The 19,988-nt window shown below is 38.8% G+C and carries 19 protein-coding genes; 6 read left to right on the forward strand and 13 right to left on the reverse strand.

What is annotated here, in order from left to right; all coding sequences use genetic code 11:
* Nucleotides 1-2: 2 nt before the first annotated feature.
* Entirely contained in the window at nucleotides 3-3,233 is a 3,231-nt protein-coding gene (locus HX021_RS06085; protein WP_286589239.1) for a SusC/RagA family TonB-linked outer membrane protein, read from the reverse strand.
* A gap of 449 nt (nucleotides 3,234-3,682) precedes the next feature.
* Nucleotides 3,683-4,339 carry a tRNA (guanosine(46)-N7)-methyltransferase TrmB gene (trmB, locus tag HX021_RS06090; RefSeq protein WP_286589240.1) on the reverse strand — a complete coding sequence of 219 codons (657 nt, stop codon included), beginning with the start codon at nucleotides 4,337-4,339 and terminating at the stop codon, nucleotides 3,683-3,685.
* A 159-nt stretch (nucleotides 4,340-4,498) separates the two neighbouring features.
* Between trmB and fcl the strand changes: the two genes are divergently transcribed.
* Entirely contained in the window at nucleotides 4,499-5,437 is a 939-nt protein-coding gene (gene fcl / locus HX021_RS06095; protein ID WP_286589242.1) for a GDP-L-fucose synthase, read from the forward strand.
* 12 nt (nucleotides 5,438-5,449) lie between these two features.
* Here the strand turns inward: fcl and HX021_RS06100 are convergent, their stop codons facing one another.
* The 3 genes from HX021_RS06100 to HX021_RS06110 form a co-directional block, all read right to left on the reverse strand.
* Complete coding sequence (locus tag HX021_RS06100) at nucleotides 5,450-5,953, reverse strand: hypothetical protein (RefSeq protein ID WP_286589244.1); 504 nt, start codon at nucleotides 5,951-5,953, stop codon at nucleotides 5,450-5,452.
* Nucleotides 5,946-6,365, reverse strand: a complete 420-nt coding sequence (locus tag HX021_RS06105; protein ID WP_286589245.1) for a phage holin family protein — start codon at nucleotides 6,363-6,365, stop codon at nucleotides 5,946-5,948. Before HX021_RS06105 ends, HX021_RS06100 begins: the two co-directional genes overlap by 8 nt.
* A 140-nt stretch (nucleotides 6,366-6,505) precedes the next feature.
* Nucleotides 6,506-6,775 (reverse strand): YtxH domain-containing protein, encoded by a 270-nt coding sequence (locus HX021_RS06110; protein WP_172396004.1) that lies wholly within the window; start codon nucleotides 6,773-6,775, stop codon nucleotides 6,506-6,508.
* A gap of 236 nt (nucleotides 6,776-7,011) precedes the next feature.
* Here HX021_RS06110 and HX021_RS06115 point away from each other — a divergent pair, with 236 nt between their 5' ends.
* Nucleotides 7,012-8,556, forward strand: coding sequence for a YifB family Mg chelatase-like AAA ATPase (locus HX021_RS06115; RefSeq protein ID WP_286589246.1), 1,545 nt, complete (start codon nucleotides 7,012-7,014; stop codon nucleotides 8,554-8,556).
* Here the strand turns inward: HX021_RS06115 and HX021_RS06120 are convergent.
* Genes HX021_RS06120 through rsfS form a run of 4 tightly spaced genes read right to left on the reverse strand, consistent with a single transcriptional unit; the run spans nucleotide 8,553 to nucleotide 12,390 of the window.
* Nucleotides 8,553-9,176, reverse strand: coding sequence for a rhomboid family intramembrane serine protease (locus tag HX021_RS06120; RefSeq protein ID WP_286589247.1), 624 nt, complete (start codon nucleotides 9,174-9,176; stop codon nucleotides 8,553-8,555). The two genes, HX021_RS06115 and HX021_RS06120, sit on opposite strands and share 4 nt — an antisense overlap.
* A 5-nt stretch (nucleotides 9,177-9,181) precedes the next feature.
* Nucleotides 9,182-9,829: a LutC/YkgG family protein gene (locus HX021_RS06125; RefSeq protein WP_286589248.1), complete on the reverse strand. Its 648-nt coding sequence runs from the start codon at nucleotides 9,827-9,829 to the stop codon at nucleotides 9,182-9,184.
* Between the two features lie 57 nt (nucleotides 9,830-9,886).
* A complete protein-coding gene (gene ftsH, locus HX021_RS06130; RefSeq protein ID WP_286589249.1) occupies nucleotides 9,887-11,968 on the reverse strand; it encodes an ATP-dependent zinc metalloprotease FtsH in 2,082 nt (693 codons plus the stop codon).
* Between the two features lie 47 nt (nucleotides 11,969-12,015).
* Complete coding sequence (gene rsfS / locus HX021_RS06135; RefSeq protein ID WP_286589250.1) at nucleotides 12,016-12,390, reverse strand: ribosome silencing factor; 375 nt, start codon at nucleotides 12,388-12,390, stop codon at nucleotides 12,016-12,018.
* A 47-nt stretch (nucleotides 12,391-12,437) separates the two neighbouring features.
* Here rsfS and HX021_RS06140 point away from each other — a divergent pair, with 47 nt between their 5' ends.
* The 4 genes from HX021_RS06140 to pfkA all read left to right on the forward strand — a co-directional run bounded on the left by HX021_RS06140 (nucleotide 12,438) and on the right by pfkA (nucleotide 16,692).
* Nucleotides 12,438-13,208, forward strand: a complete 771-nt coding sequence (locus HX021_RS06140) for a biotin--[acetyl-CoA-carboxylase] ligase (RefSeq protein ID WP_286589251.1) — start codon at nucleotides 12,438-12,440, stop codon at nucleotides 13,206-13,208.
* 132 nt (nucleotides 13,209-13,340) lie between these two features.
* Nucleotides 13,341-13,790 carry a protein-disulfide reductase DsbD N-terminal domain-containing protein gene (locus tag HX021_RS06145; protein WP_286589252.1) on the forward strand — a complete coding sequence of 150 codons (450 nt, stop codon included), beginning with the start codon at nucleotides 13,341-13,343 and terminating at the stop codon, nucleotides 13,788-13,790.
* Nucleotides 13,791-13,876: 86 nt separating this feature from the next.
* Nucleotides 13,877-15,592: a protein-disulfide reductase DsbD family protein gene (locus tag HX021_RS06150; protein WP_286589253.1), complete on the forward strand. Its 1,716-nt coding sequence runs from the start codon at nucleotides 13,877-13,879 to the stop codon at nucleotides 15,590-15,592.
* 125 nt (nucleotides 15,593-15,717) lie between these two features.
* Entirely contained in the window at nucleotides 15,718-16,692 is a 975-nt protein-coding gene (pfkA, locus tag HX021_RS06155; RefSeq protein ID WP_286589254.1) for a 6-phosphofructokinase, read from the forward strand.
* A gap of 95 nt (nucleotides 16,693-16,787) precedes the next feature.
* Here pfkA and HX021_RS06160 read toward each other — a convergent pair whose 3' ends face one another.
* The 4 genes from HX021_RS06160 to HX021_RS06175 form a co-directional block, all read right to left on the reverse strand.
* On the reverse strand, nucleotides 16,788-17,234 hold the full coding sequence (locus tag HX021_RS06160; protein ID WP_286589255.1) for a hypothetical protein: 447 nt from the start codon (nucleotides 17,232-17,234) through the stop codon (nucleotides 16,788-16,790).
* Between the two features lie 191 nt (nucleotides 17,235-17,425).
* A complete protein-coding gene (locus HX021_RS06165) occupies nucleotides 17,426-18,565 on the reverse strand; it encodes a TlpA disulfide reductase family protein (RefSeq protein WP_286589256.1) in 1,140 nt (379 codons plus the stop codon).
* 73 nt (nucleotides 18,566-18,638) lie between these two features.
* Entirely contained in the window at nucleotides 18,639-19,406 is a 768-nt protein-coding gene (locus HX021_RS06170) for a TPM domain-containing protein (protein WP_286589319.1), read from the reverse strand.
* A gap of 60 nt (nucleotides 19,407-19,466) precedes the next feature.
* Nucleotides 19,467-19,895 carry a TPM domain-containing protein gene (locus HX021_RS06175; protein WP_353621020.1) on the reverse strand — a complete coding sequence of 143 codons (429 nt, stop codon included), beginning with the start codon at nucleotides 19,893-19,895 and terminating at the stop codon, nucleotides 19,467-19,469.
* Between the last annotated feature and the right edge of the window lie 93 nt (nucleotides 19,896-19,988).

A 19,988-nucleotide genomic window follows, 5' to 3' on the forward strand; every position in this document is an offset into this window, starting at 1 on the left:
AATTAAAATGAAAATGATAGATTCACACCCATTGTTCGCGTCGAGGGAAACTGAGCAATTTCAGCACCCTTTTCAATTCCACTGGAATTTAAAGAAGCAAATTCTGGATCAAAGGCAGGCCATTTAGTAAAAACAAAAAGATCTCGACCATACAAACCGATAGATGCCTTTTCAATCTTATAACGACTTAAAAAAGATTTCGGTAATGAAAAATCTAATCTAACTTCTCTAAGTTTGATAAAATCTGTTGAAAAGGTATTAGCCTCAATGTTATCACGATTAAAATGTTTGGCATAATAATCTCCTGCCATTGCAACCACTGTATTTTTACTAAAGCTTCCATCAAGGTTTTGCACAACACCATCGCCAATAATGCCTGTATATCGTCCAGGAAGAGTTTTCTTCAATTTACCTTCTTCCATCAGTACCGCATGCGTTAATGAGTAACCTACCCCTCCGAATTGGCCATCAAACAAGAAGTTAAATCGAAAGCCTTTATACTTGAATTCGTTTCCCCAGCCAAATTTTGTAGTCGGGTTAGGATTTCCTATATATATATTTTCAGATCCAAGTACAGGCAGCCCATTTTCATAGATAATTTTACCTTCATCATTCCGCAGATAACCCCAGCCATAAATATCACCAAATCTAGCTCCTGGTATGGCTAAGATTGTCCCTCGACTACCGAACAAGGTAGAAAGCGCGAGTTGTCCTTCTAAAGCAGCAGGTATAGAAATCACTTTGGAGTCATAATTGGTGAAGTTTCCATACATATTCCAATTCAATTTATCCTTACTCTTTATAATATCCCCTGATAAAGCTACTTCAATACCCCTAGTTCTAGCTTCACCTGCATTGGTATACTTGGTTCTATATCCGCTGGATGGATCTACGGGCGTTTTAATTAGCTGCTTGTCTGTTGTCGTACTATAAACGGTAAGATCCAACCTTATCCGGTCCTTAAACATCCGAAAATCTGTCCCTAGTTCATAGGATGTCGTACGCTCAGGTTGTAGGTTTTCATCTGGGACCATCGTCGGGTTAGCCAGTCCACCATTAAAACCTATCGCACTTTCATAAACATATGAATTTCCATAAGGCTCTTGGCCTCCACCACCGACACCTGCCACAGATGCGCGCAATTTCCAATAATTGATTGACTTTGGCAATTCAAAAATCTGACTTAAGATCAAGCTTGAGTTAACTGATGGGTAAAAAAAGAAAGGAACCTTACCTGTAACAGGAGAAGCTAATGTACTTGCCCAGTCCACACGTCCAGTAAAGTCAATAAAATACTTTTCTTTATAACTATAATTGGCCAAACCATAAATACTATGTATAGCTATTTCTTTTCTATAAGGCCGATAAAGCACTCTTTCCCGTGCATTTGCAAAGTTATATTGATTTGGATAAATTAAACTATTTGCAACTGCATCGTCCTTAATATACTTTTTGTTCATCAATGCCCCTCCTGCTGAAACACCAAAACGGTGATCTTGAGAACGCTGATTATTGTACTGTAAGAGGAAATCAGAATTACGCTCTTCTGCATAAATTGATTGCTCCCGATAGTAGCCATACGCATATTTATATGTATCAAATGGTCGAGATTGCTTCCGTTTATCATAGCTCATATCGATTCCTGTACGGAGCATCAAGCTAAGTTCTTTATTAAACTTATAATCCACTTGTACATTGCCGATAAGATTATTTTTATTTTGTGCATTGACCATATCATATGAGATCGTCTTTGGGTTGTCCAATAGATTAGAAAAAGGTGTCATCTGTTCGATCCCCTCCTTACCAGGAAGCCAATTCTGATTTAGCCAGTCTGCATTGACGTTCGGAACAATACCACGAACGAAATACATATAACTCTGATTATTGTATCCACTATTAGGCAGGTTATCAGACCCCCTATTATTAAAATTGAGCTTTGTTGACAAAGTTAATTTATCCGTAATTTTATTACTAAACTGTAACGCAATAGTATGACGGTTATATCCCATATTGGGAATAATCCACTTATTGGTTACATTGGTATACGAAAAACGTGCTGTTGTCTTTTCTGTCGAGCCCGAAGCACTAATGGAATTTGTTGAGGTCAGTTCTGTTTGAAACAAGTCCTTTCGATTATTTTCATAGGGTCGCCAAAGCGTTCGTTCCGCAGGTGTCTGTCTATAATAAGCAGGATCGTATTGATAGAAATACTGACCATCAAATTTTGGTCCCCAAGCAGAAGAGGTACTAAAAGTGCTAGCTCCATCCTCCGACTGCCCATAGGAATAATATAAATCTTGCCCCACTGCGCCCTGTCCATATTCATACTGATAATCGGGCCATCTATTAATGGTTCCGATAGCGGTATTCGAATTAACAGTCACTCCTATTCTATTCTGTATTCCCTTTCCTTTTTTGGTGGTAATGATCACTGCGCCACGGGCACCTCTATACCCGTATAATGCGGCAGCACCAGGCCCCTTCAGGACAGAGACAGACTCAATATCTTCAGGATTGATATCAGCCAATGAAGACCCAAAGTCGACTGGTGAATCTCCATCCAAATAATTAGAATTTCCTGTCCCAGTCATCTCTGTTCCCCCTCCCATGATAATACCATCCACAACAATCAACGCATCATTAGAACCGGTCATCGACGTTTCGCCACGCAGGATAACTTTATTTGACCCTAATGGTCCTGCTCCTGATTTTACTAAGTTTAAACCAGCAACTTTTCCGGTTAACGCATCGGTCCAGTTGTTCGAAATAGCGTTTGTTAACTCTTCACCTTTTACAGTACTAATGGAATAACCCAGCGCTTTTTCTTCACGTTGTATACCCAAGGCTGTCACTACAACTTCGCTCAATGCCTCAGATGTAACATTCAACATAACCTGTACATCTGATTGTCCGGTAGTAAAACTTTTTGTCTGGGCTTCATATCCAATCAGCTGAAACCGTATTGAAGCTCCTGCTTCAACCTCTAGCTCAAAATGACCAGAACGGTCCGTTGTACCTTTCGCTACTCCACCAGAAAGGATAGATACTGAACTTAATGGTTCCTTTGTCTTGCTGTCTACAACTTTTCCTTTGATCTTAATCTTCCCCTGATTAAAATAATGACCAGCATCATAACTATGTTCCAAAGGAACAGCAGCCATAGCTAAATCTATATTGCAAGCAATTAGCAGCGCTGCAAATAGCACTTTTGAGGTGGAGTGCCTTAGATTCATCTGAATAGGGTTAATACTAAACATAGATATTGGTGTAATTGTTAATTTTCAATTATGGGACAAAAGTATATTCTTAACAAAAAGTTTATTTTAACTTAATGTTTTCTTTGTGTTAACAATTGTTTCGATTTATCTTTCCTTTACGAAATGACTTCGATTATATCATGTAAAAATGCATTGTACTCCTTTTTGACAGGAACTTCACGCATTAGGTCTATATAAAACTTTTTTTGGTTATTTCTTTAAATTCAATATCGAAAATAATCAATATTTTCTAAAAAACGAAATAAATCGAAATAATTTAAAACATCACCCAACATTAAAGAAACAAAACACAAAACTCTTATTCAGAATAAGTTGTAGAAAACATTAAAAAAGTCTATAATAAAAAAGGTTCAAACTTTCATTTGAACCTTTTTTATTATAGACTTTTGAAAAAATCAATTTGGTTATGCTTTTTCAAAACTCCATTTCACATAATTGATATTCTTATCGTCTGCTAGATATTTCTTTTCATAATAGGTTTTGATAGACAAAACATGGTCAACAAGATCCGACTGATATAGATCCGTAGTTTCTTTATATTTCTTAAGTTTCAGGTCATCTATTTGCTCCAATGTATACGCATAGAAGCCGTCATTATCTGTCTTAAGATTCATCATCCCCGCCGGTTTCATAATAACCTGGTAGCGGTCCAGAAACTTTGGCCCAGTCAACCTTTTCTTTTCTCTACTATCCTGTGGTTGCGGATCCGGAAAAGTAATCCAGATCTCATCAATCTCATTTTCTGCGAAATGTTCGAGAATAGTTTCTATCTGTATCCGTAAAAAGGCAACATTCTTAATCCCCTCTTCCAATGCTGTCTTTGCTCCTCTCCAAATACGGTTTCCTTTAAAGTCAATACCAATGAAATTTTTTTCTGGAAATAATTTGGCCAAATTAACCGTATATTCTCCTTTACCACAAGCTAGTTCCAGTATGACAGGATTAGTATTTCCAAATTGTTTTTCGGCCCATTTTCCTTTATATTCCTTGCCTGCATCAAGCTGGATCACGTTCTCAAAAGTCGCTACCTCGGCAAATTTACGTAGTTTATCCTTTCCCATTTTTTAATTAAATATCCCGCAAAAATAATCTTATATTCCCTCTAAAAAAAATAAATCTTGATGGTAGAGAGCAGATCGACAATTTGCTTTTTTATATGGGTAAATTATATTGCATATAAAAAGCAATTTATCTAAGTTTGCAGGACTCAATAACTTATCGTGGAAAAAGACGCTAAAATATATGTGGCAGGCCATCGAGGAATGGTCGGATCAGCAATACATCGCAAATTGACAGAACTTGGTTACAGCGATATCATCACCCGGACATCTCAGGAGCTAGATTTACGTAACCAACAGGCGGTAGCTGATTTCTTTGACCAGGAAAAACCTGCCTATGTTTTTTTAGCTGCAGCCAAAGTAGGCGGAATTATGGCCAATAACACTTATCGTGCTGATTTCATTTATGAAAATATGGCTATACAGAATAACGTCATTAAATCATCTTATGACAATGACGTTAAAAAGTTGATGTTTCTAGGCTCAAGCTGTATTTATCCTAAAATGGCGCCTCAACCACTGAATGAAAACATGTTATTGACCGGAACTTTAGAGCCTACAAACGAGCCTTATGCCATCGCTAAAATTGCAGGCATTAAAATGACAGAAGCTTTTCGGGATCAATATGGATGTAATTATATTTCGGTAATGCCGACCAATCTCTATGGAATCAATGATAACTATCACCCACAGAATTCACACGTTTTACCAGCCTTGATCAGAAGATTCCATGAAGCAAAAGTAAATCATCTTGATGAAGTGGTGATTTGGGGAACTGGCACACCTTTAAGAGAGTTTCTTTTCTCGGATGACCTGGCAGATGCGTGTGTTTTTTTGATGAATAATTATAACGAGAAGCAGTTTGTCAATATTGGTATTGGCGAAGATCTCAGCATAAAAGATCTGGCTATCCTCATCAAAGAAATTGTAGGATTTGAGGGTGCAATTTCTTTTGATACAACAAAACCTGATGGAACACCGAGAAAATTAATGGATGTATCCAAACTTCATGCTTTGGGTTGGAAACATAAAATCAATCTCAAGGAAGGGGTCAAATTGGCTTATGAAGACTTTCTGAAGAAAGAGTCAAAAGCCGGCTAAAAGCCTTGTCTACTAATATGTCTCACTGTATGAAGGGATCCCATATTCATTCACATCTTCCTTCACGATCGGCTGACCATCAATTTCTGAAGCTTTCTTTTTCTTCTTTTTAGGCCGAATAAAATGAGTAAGTTTACTCAGCAGTGCACTGATTTTATCTTGATTAATCTGTCCAACAGCACGTTCTGATAGCAACAACATCAGTGCTTTCTTTAACACGCCTGACTTTTTCAAGAATAGTTTATTCATCACAAAGGGAACTCCTATACGTAATGTTTTGGTTAGCCAGTCTGCATCTTGATTATTACTTTTCGCGAACAACTGCTGAATGAGGTTGACTCCGGGTATATTATCTTTTAAAGCATTAAAGAAACGAACCGGAGCTTCGATTTTATGATTAAACAAAGTAAACTGCGTCTTAAGATAAGCTTCTTGCTCATTTTTGAGCTCTTTCAACCGAGCGATTTCTGCTTTAAGCTCCTGTAAATTGCGTATTTTCGTCTGCTTGTTATTCATTGATCGTCCCTTCGTTATCAAATTTTTCCTTTTGTCTCAGCTCTTCTTCTTCCTCCTCAATCTCATCATTCCATTTAGCCAAAAAACGACGAATGGAAAGATCCATAAATTTTGACTCTAATGCCGGCTCAAAAACCCGAATCAGTACAATAATGACCAAAAAAATACCTGCAGTTGCCAAAAAACCAAGCGAGTTGCTGCCCAATAATTCACCTAACCAAAACCCGAGGGCCAAACATAGGAAAAAGAGGACGAATAGCGTGAATATTAATTTGGTAGCATCAACCACCAAGCTCGCAATCAAACGCGAAGAGCGTTCAATTGTTTTTAGCTTAACAAGCTTAAATTGGGAATCGACATACTCTTTGGTCTTTTGAAAAGTACCACTAAGTGAAAATTTTTCTTCTTCCATGCATCATCTTAATTTATTTAGGCTATTTCAAAAGTCTTTTTAACAGACCCGGATATTTACCAAAGCATACTGTGTGATCTTTTGAAATAGCCTACTATTTTATATATATCCACAAATCATCCTTGCGGACAACTTGCAACCTATGCATGTTCGATGATATCATCATCTACTATTTCTTCAGCTTGGTTCAATTTACCCTTCAAAGTGGAAACAATTTTTTCCTTAAAATCATTTAATTGATCGAATTGTTCTTCTGCTCTCTCACGAATAGCATCACTCAAATCGCTTAATGAATCATTGATTTTATCTCTTGTATCTGACCCTTTGTCTGGAGCAAACAAAACTCCCAAAGCTGCACCTGCAGCAAGACCCGCTAACAACGCCAAAGCTACTTTACTTGTGTCATTCATTTCTTTTTCGTTTTAAAGTTCTAATTCTATTACACGATGAATCTAGTCTTCGATAATAATACAATTTATAGAGCAAATCGTTTGCCAAACACCGTATTTTATCCATTATTTACCAAAAACCGGACATTACAATATAATCATTTTCCTGCAGTTTTCTATCGGTTCCGGTGAATTGTCCATTCTCGCTCCAAGCTATTTTTTTATTTAGTATCTTTAAATCAACCTATTATAAAATTATGTTAAATAAAACTTATTGCAGTGCAGTCCATGGAATTGAAGCAAGCACCATTACTGTAGAAGTCATTGTTTCTACAGGACTCCATTACTATATCGTTGGGCTCCCTGACAATGCTGTCAAAGAAAGCCTGCGCCGTGTCGAAAGTGCCATTACTTCCTGTCAACTTCACATGCCCAGGCAAAAAATTGTAGTCAACTTGGCACCTGCGGACATCAGAAAAGAAGGATCTAGCTACGATCTATCTATTGCTGTCGGGATCCTCGCTTCCTCTGGCCAATTGAGGAATGAATTATTGGAGCAGTATTTAATCCTAGGTGAACTATCTTTAGATGGAAGCATAAAACCCATTCGCGGTATTTTGCCTATTGCGTTACAAGCGAGAAAAGAAGGGTTCAAAGGCATTATACTCCCACAGGAAAATGCCTCAGAAGCCGCCATCGTTACAGAAATTGAGGCCATTGCAGTAACAAACCTGACAGAAGTAGTTCAATTTCTCAATAATTCAAAAAAAATTGATCCAACTAAAATTGATATTCAGTCAGTCTTTCAAACTGGAGTCAACAAATATGAAGTTGATTTTTCAGATGTTCACGGACAGGAAAATATTAAAAGGGCCCTGGAAATTGCAGCAGCTGGGGGACACAATGTTATTTTAATAGGTCCTCCGGGTGCAGGAAAGACAATGCTGGCAAAAAGATTACCCACTATTTTACCTCCACTAAATATGGATGAATCCCTTGAAACAACAAAGATTCATTCTGTCTCTGGGAATCTTAAAGCCAAAGATACACTGCTTACCACACGTCCTTTTCGTGCTCCCCACCATACAATTTCTGATGTTGCCATGGTAGGCGGAGGAAGCAGTCCACAGCCGGGAGAAATATCCCTTGCCCATCACGGTGTATTATTCCTGGATGAGCTGCCAGAATTTAAACGAAGTGTTTTAGAAGTTATGCGTCAACCTTTGGAATCCCGCAGCATCACGATCTCAAGAGCAAAGCTAAGCATCGATTACCCGGCAAGTTTCATGCTGATCGCGGCCATGAATCCATGCCCTTGCGGATATTTTAATCATCCGGAGAAGGAATGTATATGTAGTACAACAACCGTCCAACGTTATTTAAGTAAAATATCAGGGCCCCTTTTAGATCGAATCGATTTACATGTAGAGGTTACACCTGTCCAATTCGATGCATTGAGCTCATCGCGTTCAGCAGAAAATAGTGACTCAGTCCGTAATCGTGTCATCCAAACCAGAATGATCCAGAAACAACGGTTCGAACATTATCCTGAAATCCATTGTAATGCTCAAATGAGTACTAAACTAACCAGAGATATCTGCCATATTGATAATTCAGGTATAAAATTACTTAAAACGGCCTTGGACCGTCTAAGCCTATCTGCTAGAGCTTATGACAGAATATTAAAAGTCGCCAGGACTATTGCAGATATGGAAGGTAGCACAATAATCGAAAATCACCATCTTGCTGAAGCAATCCAGTATAGAAATTTAGATCGGGAAACTTGGGGTGGCAAATTTTAAAATTGCGCCAAGCAATGCTTTATAACCCAGGGGAAGCATATAATTGTCAAAATCAAACCAGATAATGCACCAAAGAAATGGGCATCGTGATTAATTCCATCCTGTCCCTTCTTCGAAGCCCAAATACAGTAACCTAAGAATAAAAACGCAAATAAATATGCGGGCATAGGTATTATCATCATGACCCCAATCGTCATTTTGGGGTTAAAAAGAATATAACTGAACAGTACTGCGCAAATTGCTCCGGAAGCACCTAGACTATAATATCCGGGATTATTTTTCTGTTGAACAATTGTCGGAATGTCACTTAAAACCAAACTTCCTAAATAAATAACAGCAAACAACAGGTGTCCATATGGGCTCGCTTGTGCCAACATTTGCTCCAAGCCGAAGGCGAAATAGTAAAACGTAATCATATTGAACAGCAAATGTCCCCAATCTTTATGCACAAAGCCACTTGTCAATATGGTATAGAGTTTTTGCTTTCTGGAAATACTATAGGGATGCAACATCAATTTGCCATAAAGCTGCTCATTAGAAAAGGTATAAACACTTGTAACAAGTGTGAAAAAGAAAATAACACTAGCAACAGGTGTTTGTTGTAAATAAGTTAATAGCATAATAACTAGAAGCGGTCTTCTAAAAGTAAAACATAAAGTTCTTTTGGTCCATGTGCCCCCAATACGAGTCTTTTTTCAATATCTGCTGTCCTTGATGGCCCAGTAATTGTTGAAATCATAGTAGGGATTTCCTGACCGTAACGTTTTTGCATATACACAAGAGCATCTTTCAGGTCCCAGACGAGTTGAGAAGCTTTAGCAACGACAATATGAATAGGAGGATAGATACTCAATCGGCGTCCGGAAGCATTCGCATTGCTTACCATGATACTACCATTACGTGCAATTAATGCTTCACAGGAGGTAATACTTGCATTTGCTCCCTCAAAGTCCTTTTCCGTTTTAATGAACGGAAAACCATAGGGACTTAATAAATTCTGGATCCCCTGTTCCCAAGCATAAATGTTCTTAATATTGTTAACCTCTGTCAATGTAATCAGATGTTCAATCAAACCGATTTCACCATCGCAATAAAGAAACTTACCTCCTGCTGCTGTTAGCTCACGGACAAAGACAATATCCACTAATTCCTCTTCTGTTTTATAGAGTGGTGTTTCTTTGAAATTAGGATGCGGATTATCATTTTTTTGCAGTAATGCCTGACGTATCCGTTTTAACATTACCTCCTTCGCAGTGGCGTTCTTCACATTCATGATGCAATAACAATATAAATGCCGCGCTAGGCTTAACTAGCGCGGCAAAAGCTGAATTTAATTTAAATTATTTGACGAATTGTCCAACCGCTGCTCATCCCTTGAACTCGCTTCCTCAGGATGAACATCTAATGGAAGATCTGTTTGTGGCACGCCACCACCTTCAGCTCCATTGACAAACTCATCATATGTGGTCTTCGTCTCAAAAGGACGTTTTCCAAGTATTTCTTCTAAATCAGATTGGAAAAGAATCTCTTTTTCCAGGAGTTTCTCAGCAATTTTAATCAAGCCGTCACGTTTATCCAACAAGAGTTGCTTTGTACGGGCATAGACATCATTAATCAGGTTACGGACTTCAGCATCGATAAGCTCTGCCGTTTTGTCAGAATATGGCTTCTGAAAAGAAGCTTCCGAGCTATCCCGAAAAGATACATTGCCGACTTTATCGTTCATACCATAGATCGCAATCATTGCATAAGAGAGTTGTGTAATACGCTCCAGGTCGTTTTGAGCACCTGTAGAGATTCTTCCAAAAGTAATATCTTCGGCAACACGTCCGCCCATAGTCATGCATAAGCTGTCGATCAATTGTTCTGTGGTATATAAGAACTGCTCGCGGGGTAAGTACTGAGCATAACCTAAAGCTGCCACTCCACGAGGGACAATAGACACTTTCACCAAAGGATCTGCATGTTCCAAAAACCAACCAGCAATAGCGTGACCAGCTTCATGATAAGCAACAATACGTTTTTCTTCTGGTGATATAATCTTATTCTTTTTCTCAAGACCACCGATCACACGATCTACCGCGTCCTGAAAATCCTGCATATCTATTTCAGGCTTATTTTTACGCGCCGCAATCAGCGCAGCTTCGTTACAGACATTGGCGATCTCAGCTCCTGCAAAACCCGGGGTTTGTGCAGAAAGTTTTTTAGCATCTACCTCAGCCGATAATTTCAAAGGCTTTAAGTGTACTTTAAAGATTTGTTCTCTGCCAATTAAATCTGGCTTATCGATAGAGATCTGACGGTCAAAACGTCCTGGACGCAATAAAGCTGTATCTAATACATCAATTCGATTCGTTGCAGCCAAAATAATGACTCCTGAATCCGTACCAAAACCATCCATTTCAACCAGTAATTGATTGAGTGTATTTTCTCGTTCATCATTTCCCCCCATCATGGAGTTTTTACCACGTGCACGACCAATAGCATCAATCTCATCAATGAAGATAATACAAGGGGCTTTTTCTTTGGCCTGCTTAAATAAGTCTCGTACCCGAGATGCGCCGACACCAACAAACATTTCAACAAAGTCCGATCCAGATAAGGAGAAAAATGGCACCTGCGCTTCACCAGCTACCGCCTTTGCTAGCAAGGTTTTACCAGTTCCAGGAGGCCCTACAAGAAGCGCTCCCTTAGGGATCTTACCACCAAGATTGGTATATTTACGCGGGTTCTTCAAGAAATCCACGATCTCCATCACCTCTTGTTTTGCTTCCTCCAGACCTGCAACATCATTGAACGTAATATTGATCTGTGATTCTTTGTCAAATAGCTGGGCCTTGGATTTTCCAATATTAAAGATGGCACCACCGCCACCACCGGCTCCACCGCCCATACGGCGCATTAAGAATATCCAGATTGCTGCCAGAACTAACAATGGTAGCATAAATGTAACAAACCAACTCGCCCATGGATTAGAACGGTCGTCGTATGTCAATTGCACTTTCGGAGTACCTTGGGCCAGTTCAGCTTGTGAAGCGGCTAATTTCTTCTCCAGCACATCAGGAGAAGCATCCTTAAAAATATATTGTGGTCCTGCATTCTCCTGTCCTGACAGACTTGGAATAGGGTCGTTATTTTTGGTTACATCTTTAAAATTGGGATTGTCCTTCCAACCTTTTTTAAGATATACTTCGACCTCAACAAGATCATTCTTCTTATAGGCAACCAGGCGCTCCACAGCACCAGTATTCAACATTCGTGTTTCAAAATCACTATAGCTAATCTCCTTAGCCGGGCTTTCTCCAAAAACGTATTGTAAGGCAAAAAAACCTAAAAACATGGCAATCATAAGCCACACAAAATTAAATTTTGGCGGTTTTGGGCTTACCTTACTACTCGGGATTTTTTTCATTATATCGTAATTATATTTTCTTTATAAATTATTTTATCGGGGCTGTACTAAGCACTTTGGAAATGCTGAACTTGCGCATCTCCCCATAACTCCTCAATACCATAGTGTGCTCTTTTTTCGGCCTTAAAGATATGCACAACCACATCCACAAAATCTAAAATCAACCATTCTCCATTTGCTTGTCCTTCTTTATACTGGGGTTCTTGGCCAAAAACTTTATAGACTTCCTCTTCCACACTCTTCGCGATCGCATTGACCTGAATGTTGGAATCAGCATGACAAATTACAAAATAATCAGAAACAGAACTGTGAAGATCTCTTAAATCCAGACGAACAATTTCATTTGCCTTCTTCTCCTGCATACCGTGAACGATAATTTCTGATAGACGTTGGGACAATTCTGAACTTTTATTTTTACTCATTAAAAAATATGATAGTTTTGACTTAATATTTATTTAATACTTTCAGTTTGCAAAATAACAATATTTCGGGACTTATCATTGGTCAAAATACAATATATCTTGACAAAGTCGCCTCTACAAACGATTACCTAAGAGAATTATTGTCAAATTTCAAGCCACTAGCAGAAGGTACTGCCATTTTAGCAGAAGATCAATTTCAGGGGAAAGGACAAAGAGGAAGTACATGGACCAGTGAAGCAGGAAAGAATCTAACCACATCCATTCTTTTAAAACCCCATTTTATATCGATAGAACAGCAATTTGCACTGTCTGCAACAATTGCTATAGCTATTGTTAAATGGCTAAGAAACAAAACAAATCAACCTGTTCATGTAAAATGGCCAAATGATATTTACATTGGCACAAAGAAAATTGCGGGCATTCTTATTGAAAATAAATTGAAAGGTAGTAAAATAGACGCTTCAATCATCGGAATTGGCCTAAATATTAACCAATTAAATTTTGGCGATGCGACTACAATGACTTCGCTTGCATGCATAACGGGCAAGCAGGACTATATCATTAAAACACTTGCAATAGAGTTATTCAATCAAATCCAACAGGAATATCTTCATCTGTATACGCAAGGTTATCAAACTCAATTAGACCGTTATAACGACTTCTTATTTTGGAAAGGGCAAGAAAAACAGTTCCTTGTTTCTGGGGTAAAAAAGACAGGCATCATACAGGGAGTGGAGATCGATGGTAAACTACAGGTATCTTTCGACAGCAATACACAAAAATTTGATATTAAAGAAATCACGCACCTTATCACTTAATCTTTACAAAAAAAAGATAGGCCATTTCAAAATTGTCAAACCTTTATTTTAAATTTGTCTTGCAGAACAATTAAACCTTTATAAACATTAACAATCAAAGGAATATAACAACTGCAATAATTGTATAGGAAAATGAAAAAATTAGTAATGTTAATAACTGCAGTGATTTTTGCAGTTACTGGAGCTTTCGCTCAAATTCACAAACCCGTTAAGTGGACTGTAGCTAGTAAAAAATTAAACAACAAAGAGGCTATGGTCTATGTAAAAGCTACTATTCAGAACGGCTGGCACATTTATTCACAAAATGTAAAAGATGGCGGACCAATTCCAACCTCCTTCAGTTTTGCTAAGGGAGCAGATTATGCGGTAGTTGGCAAAACTGCAGAGCCAAAGCCAAAAGTAAAGCATGAAGAAGTATTCAAAATGGATGTTGGCTACTTTACAAATGAGGTCATCTTTCAACAAAAAGTAGCATTGAATAAAGGAACAGCGACTGTAAAAGGTACAGTAGAATGGCAAGCCTGTGATGCGTCACAATGTCTGCCTCCTGACGAATATGCTTTTGCTGTGACAATCAAATAGTAAAAATGATTCTACACGGATAAAATAATAAGGCGATTTTCATCGCCTTTTTTTATTTTTGAAACTAACATCAGAAATATATACGCATGTTAAAAAATACCTTTATTCTACTCGTAATTGCTTTTCTTGGTCTTTCCTTAACACCAACTACTTCTCTGTATGGACAAGATAGTTTAACCAGTACGGAAGGCCTTCAATTTGAATCATCACCTGATACTTCCACTGCTGCTGAAATTGAACCTATCCCTGACGATCTGACCTTTTCCGAAGCCCCAGACACATCCATAGGTCAGGATAGCAGCAAATTGGATCAGGCGACAATAAATAGTACCTCTGATCATTCGGACGCTGGGAAAAAGTCTCTTTGGAGTATCTTCATAGCAGGATTGGTAGGTGGTTTTGCCGCATTATTAATGCCTTGTATATTCCCTATGCTTCCATTGACAGTCAGCTATTTTACAAAGCAATCGGGCAGCCGTGCAAACGGCATTAGCAAAGCTTTACTTTATGGCCTTTTCATAATTGTGATCTACGTTGCTTTGGGAATGATTATTACGATTGCTTTTGGATCAGATGCGCTCAATGCTTTATCAACCAATGGGATATTCAATTTTCTATTCTTTCTATTATTAGTGGTTTTTGCTGCTTCATTTTTCGGTGCTTTTGAAATCACTCTGCCAAGCTCATTTGTCAATAAAATGGATGCTAAATCAGACAAGGGGGGGCTTGTAGGCCTTTTCTTCATGGCATTCAGCCTTTCGCTCGTATCGTTCTCTTGTACAGGGCCTATTATTGGCACTTTATTGGTTGAGGCTGCCTCAAAAGGCGAGCGTTTGGGGCCGGCGATCGGTATGCTTGGATTTTCTATTGCACTGGCCATTCCTTTTGGTTTGTTTGCAATGTTTCCCTCCATGCTTAAGTCCTTACCAAAATCAGGTGGATGGCTAAACTCCGTCAAAGTAGTCCTTGGTTTTCTAGAACTCGCCCTAGCCTTAAAGTTTCTATCCAATGTAGATTTGGCTTATCACTGGAATTGGTTAGACCGAGAAGTATTCTTATCGTTATGGATCGCCATTTTCGGATTGATGGGCTTATACTTAATTGGGAAAATCAAGTTTTCACATGACAGTGATTTAAAATTTCTATCCGTACCTAGGACCATTCTTGCGATCATAGTATTCTCCTTTGTTATATACATGGTCCCAGGGTTATGGGGAGCCCCTTTGAAATCAATTTCCGCATTCTTGCCACCTTCTGCCACACAAGATTTTGACCTTTCTGCTGGCATATCCGCAAGCACAGCGGTTCAAAGTGATGGTAAAATCAAAAAATACGCAGAGATATTTCATGAACGTGGCACACCAAAAGGATTTGATCCATACTATGATTATGATCAAGCCCTAGAAGCTGCTAAGGAATTAAATAAACCTGTATTAATAGATTTTACAGGATGGAATTGTGTGAATTGTCGGCAGATGGAAGCAAATGTCTGGACTGATCCTGCTGTAGCAAAATTATTGAAAGAAGAATTTGTTATGGCAGAGTTATTTGTAGATGACAAAACAGAGCTACCTGAAAACGAACAATTTGTTTCTAAATATAGCGGTAAGAAAATTAAAACAATAGGCAAAAAGAATAGTGATTTTCAAGCCTCAGCCTTTAACAGTAATTCTCAACCTTTATATGTCATTGTGGATGCTTCTGGAAAGGTACTGGTTCCTCAAACGGGTGCCAATTATAATATTGCAGAATATAAAGCTTTTTTACAAAGTGGAATAGATGCATTTAAAGCAAATAAATAAACAGTATTCTGGATTTCAGACAAATCTTAAATCTAAAAAACACAACGATGGGATTCCAAAATTTGTGTTATATTCATCTCAATATAATTGTATATAAACACAAATTTAGCTAAGTTTGGGTACGTATGAGTAACATTAAAAAAATTGCTGTTTTAACATCTGGAGGCGATGCTCCGGGAATGAATGCTGGTATCCGTGCAGTTGTAAGGGCGGGAATCTATAACAATCTTGAAGTATTTGGTGTACGCAGGGGATACGATGGCCTGGTTAACGGTGAAATTATCCCCATGGATGCTAAATCCGTAGCTAATATTATACAACGTGGTGGTACCATTTTAAAAACCGCTCGCAGTGAGGCTTTCAAAACTGTTGAGGGCCGTCAACAAGCCTATGACAATTTACGCAGCCATGGTATTGATGCAATGGTCGTTATCGGTGGAGACGGAACATTCACTGGTGCATCTAAATTTATTGAAGAATTTGATTTCCCAATAATCGGTCTTCCTGGAACAATAGACAATGATTTGGCAGGGACAGACTTTACCATTGGCTACGATACAGCAATCAATACAGTTATTCAGGCAGTGGATAAGATCCGTGATACGGCAGAATCTCATGATCGACTTTTTGTCATTGAAGTGATGGGGCGGGATTCAGGGCTTATAGCTGTCCGCTCAGGAATTAGTACTGGTGCTGAAGCGGTGCTGGTCCCAGAATTTGAAGTAGACTATGATGCTATCATGAAAAGGCTGGATATGACCCGTAAGAACAAATCCTCCCGAATTATTATTGTTGCTGAAGGCGATAAAGAAGGCGGAATGGTGGTTTCTGAAAAAATAAAGGAAAATTTCCCCCATTATGATGTAAGGCTATCCATTCTAGGCCATATCCAGCGCGGTGGAAGTCCGACCTGTATGGACCGTGTCTTAGCCAGCAGACTAGGCGTTGCTGCTGTAGAAGCCTTAATTGAGGGCCGCAGGGGCGAAATGGCAGGATTGATCTGTAGCGAAGTAAAATTCACTCCATTTAAAAGTGCAATTAAACATCATGTAAAGCTCAATGAAGATCTGTTACGGATTATTGAAATACTTTCCCTATAAAGAGTAATCAGTGGTTCAACGTACTGAGGGGCCATTAAAAAAAACCGAGTGTAGCATATACACTCGGTTTTTTTTTGACTACCTTACCACCAAGGCTATTTCAATAAACGGTTTAAATAATCTTGAGACACAACAGGTAATTGAATAGCCTGCCCTGCTTTGGCCATAGAATCGGCAAAATGATTTGTGCTGCTGATTGCCTGCTCATAGGCGCTAATTACCTGTTCGGATATGTGCAGCGATTTTGGGTCTTTAATATCAACTTGATATTGGTTTCCTTCTAGGTGAACATGATGATAAAAGCGATAAGCAGCTGCCTTCAATAATCCCAACTCCTGCTGTGATAGCTCATCTATGCGTGCATTAGGGGGTAGAGTAACATCTATAAATTCATTCCCTTTAGCTAACTGTTCAATAGAATGGTCCAGTGGAATTGAGCTCAATGCTTCAAGGTTGACCACGGGAATACCTTTATCCTGATTTGACCTACATGCCGCAGTCATGATTACCAGGAAGATGATTAAGGTCAGTTTATTCTTCATTTATAAAATTTGTGTTAAGCCGATTACTATCCGGCAGTGGATCTGCGTAGATCTTCGTACTAAAAATTATAAGGACCTCACCGACAAAGATAAGTTACCTAAGCCGAAACTAAAAACGCCGATCTAGAAGCGCTCCCAGATCGGCGGTACTGTCTCTCACCTAATCAGCAAATTCGGCTTTATACAGTCAATTATTTTAACAATTCGGCTAATTTCGCTTCTAAAGCCTCTCCTCTTAAATTTGAAGCAACGATTTTGCCAGATGGATCAATCAGAAAATTTTGCGGAATTCCACGGACCTCATATAATTTTACCGGAGCAGATTTCCAGCCTTGCAGGTCAGACACATGTGGCCATTGTTGCAAGTTATCATCATGAATTGCCTTCATCCATGCGTCTTTTTTGCCTGGGTTATCCAGCGACACTCCAAAGACAGTAAATCCCTTTTCTTTGTATTTATTGAATGCGGCAACAACATTCGGATTCTCATGACGACAAGGGCCGCACCAGCTCGCCCAAAAATCCAACAATACATATTTTCCTCTCAAGGAAGACAATGAAATATTTTTACCAGTAGTATCTGGCAATGTAAAATCCGGAGCAATTGAACCGATAGCAACCGCTTTTAATTTCTGAATACGCTCTGCCAGTTCTTTTCCCTTTTCGGAATTCTTCAGTTCAGGAGACAGCTTCTCAAAAGAAGTAACATATTCATTTACGTTTTCTCCACTTACATTTTCCGAAAGCAAATCCAGGGTATACCAGCTTTTTGGGTTTTTATTGATAAACTCAGCATCGGCTTTACCCATTCGCTCAGAAATCTCTCCAGCTTGCTTTTGTAAACCTTCGATAAATTTTGGATCTTGCTTTTGCGCCTCTGACGCCGCATAATACTGTTGATTTAATGCTTCAAATTCATCTGCATAAGGTTTTACAAAAGCCTTATATTGTGTAAAATCTTCATTAATCGTTGTACCAGTAATTGTCGCATCTTTAAATCCTTTGGATGCATCTACTTTGATCACGCCTTTGGACAAATACAACTGAGCTGTTTCAGGTTGTTTTTGACTATTTCTTAACTCTGCAAAAGATAATCCCTCTGGAGAGTAGATCATTATGCCTTTTGTAGGAGCTGCAACCTCACCATTAAATTTAAATTCTCCTTTTACTACAGTTGCAGAGTCTGTCTGACGTGTTCCATTTGTAGCATATTGCATAAACACTTTGGCTTTATCGGAAGAAGCATTTACTTTTCCAGCTACCGTGAAGCTTTCTTGCGCCATTAATAAGGCTGGTAAAAAGCTTAAACCCATTAATATTCCCTTTTTCATAATTATATACTTCTCATAAATGTAAAACATTTCCTTTGCACAAACACGCTATTTAACATTATTTAGCAAAATGCTACCAGCGTCCGGAAGCTCCTCCTCCACCAAAGTCTCCCCCACCAAATCCTCCAAAGCCACCACCTGAGCCACCACCAAAGCCACCGCCTCCACGATTGCCACCTCCAAGGCCATTGAGCAGTGTCCACCAAAATATATCTGATGATCCCCGTCCATTCATCACGCGGCCACCGCCTTTTCCTCCACCTCCACGATTGGAAAATAACACGATCAGGAATATCACAACAATGATCACAAACAAGACAGAGCCTGATCCACTACCTTTTGGCTGTTTCGGATCAGCTTTATATTCACCTTTTGCATAGGAAATCAAAGAATTCGTTGCTTTGTCAACACCACTATAATAATCGCCCTGACGAAAAGCAGGTTTAATATCCTTCTCAATAATACGATAGGCAATAGCATCAGGCACTGCCCCTTCGATACCATAACCCGTTTGGATCGTGACTGCGCGGTCTCCCAAAGCGGCTAAAAGTAAAATACCGTTATTATATTTTTGATTACCAACTCCCCATTTTTTTGCCAAACGAACAGCATAATCTGAAATATCATAGCCACCAGTAGAAGTCATCATAACAACAGCAATCTGAGTAGATGTCGAATCTTCAAAAGCCAGAAGTTTTTGCTCCAACATTTGCTTTTGACTGGCTGTCAGTGTATTCGTATAGTCATTCACAAGGCGATTAGGGGGCTCCGGAAAATCTTGTCCAACGGCCATAGGAATGGAAAGTACCCAAAGTAACAGGGCCATAACCGGGACCCGCATCAAAAAAAATAATTTCGATATAAATTTCATCTGTATTAATTTGCTATTAAATGAGGATGTCTAACGGTCTCCAAAAACAATATCATTGGGAAGTTCATTGATATCGTCGTGTTCACGAGGGAAAAACTTTGCCAATTGTTTGCCGGCATGTTCTATGCCCTTGATTAGCCCCTCAACGATGTGATTTCCTCTGAATTCCTCTACCATAACATCCTTCGTGCAGTTCCAAAAATCGCTTTCAACTCTTTCGTGGATTCCTTTGTCTCCAATGATAGAAAATTTGTGGTCTTCTAGGGCGACATAAATCAGAACCCCATTTTTCAAGGCCGTCCTATGCATCCCCAATTTTGAAAAATAATGGGTTGCTCGATCTTGTACTTCTTCTGGACAATGATTTTCAATCACGACCCGGATTTCTCCCGAAGTTTCACCTTCTGCCAAATTTATGGCATGAACTACTTTCTCTTGTTCCTCTGCATTTAAAGCCATAATATATCCATATTTATGTCAAACGTTTCCCGATTGCGCATGAATCTATCAAGACGACGCTGAACATTTAAAACAGTTTATATAAAAAATGGA

The sequence above is a fragment of the Sphingobacterium sp. N143 genome, from assembly GCF_030325625.1.
GTDB lineage: Bacteria > Bacteroidota > Bacteroidia > Sphingobacteriales > Sphingobacteriaceae > Sphingobacterium.

Coding starts and splice junctions, on each gene's coding strand:
- HX021_RS06085 (WP_286589239.1), bottom strand. CDS start 3,233: ATGAATCTAAGGCACTCCACCTCAAAAGTGCTATTTGCAGCGCTGCTA.
- trmB (WP_286589240.1), bottom strand. CDS start 4,339: ATGGGAAAGGATAAACTACGTAAATTTGCCGAGGTAGCGACTTTTGAG.
- HX021_RS06100 (WP_286589244.1), bottom strand. CDS start 5,953: ATGAATAACAAGCAGACGAAAATACGCAATTTACAGGAGCTTAAAGCA.
- HX021_RS06105 (WP_286589245.1), bottom strand. CDS start 6,365: ATGGAAGAAGAAAAATTTTCACTTAGTGGTACTTTTCAAAAGACCAAA.
- HX021_RS06110 (WP_172396004.1), bottom strand. CDS start 6,775: ATGAATGACACAAGTAAAGTAGCTTTGGCGTTGTTAGCGGGTCTTGCT.
- HX021_RS06115 (WP_286589246.1), top strand. CDS start 7,012: ATGTTAAATAAAACTTATTGCAGTGCAGTCCATGGAATTGAAGCAAGC.
- HX021_RS06120 (WP_286589247.1), bottom strand. CDS start 9,176: ATGCTATTAACTTATTTACAACAAACACCTGTTGCTAGTGTTATTTTC.
- HX021_RS06125 (WP_286589248.1), bottom strand. CDS start 9,829: ATGAATGTGAAGAACGCCACTGCGAAGGAGGTAATGTTAAAACGGATA.
- ftsH (WP_286589249.1), bottom strand. CDS start 11,968: ATGAAAAAAATCCCGAGTAGTAAGGTAAGCCCAAAACCGCCAAAATTT.
- rsfS (WP_286589250.1), bottom strand. CDS start 12,390: ATGAGTAAAAATAAAAGTTCAGAATTGTCCCAACGTCTATCAGAAATT.
- HX021_RS06145 (WP_286589252.1), top strand. CDS start 13,341: ATGAAAAAATTAGTAATGTTAATAACTGCAGTGATTTTTGCAGTTACT.
- HX021_RS06150 (WP_286589253.1), top strand. CDS start 13,877: ATGTTAAAAAATACCTTTATTCTACTCGTAATTGCTTTTCTTGGTCTT.
- pfkA (WP_286589254.1), top strand. CDS start 15,718: ATGAGTAACATTAAAAAAATTGCTGTTTTAACATCTGGAGGCGATGCT.
- HX021_RS06160 (WP_286589255.1), bottom strand. CDS start 17,234: ATGAAGAATAAACTGACCTTAATCATCTTCCTGGTAATCATGACTGCG.
- HX021_RS06165 (WP_286589256.1), bottom strand. CDS start 18,565: ATGAAAAAGGGAATATTAATGGGTTTAAGCTTTTTACCAGCCTTATTA.
- HX021_RS06170 (WP_286589319.1), bottom strand. CDS start 19,406: ATGCGGGTCCCGGTTATGGCCCTGTTACTTTGGGTACTTTCCATTCCT.
- HX021_RS06175 (WP_353621020.1), bottom strand. CDS start 19,895: ATGGCTTTAAATGCAGAGGAACAAGAGAAAGTAGTTCATGCCATAAAT.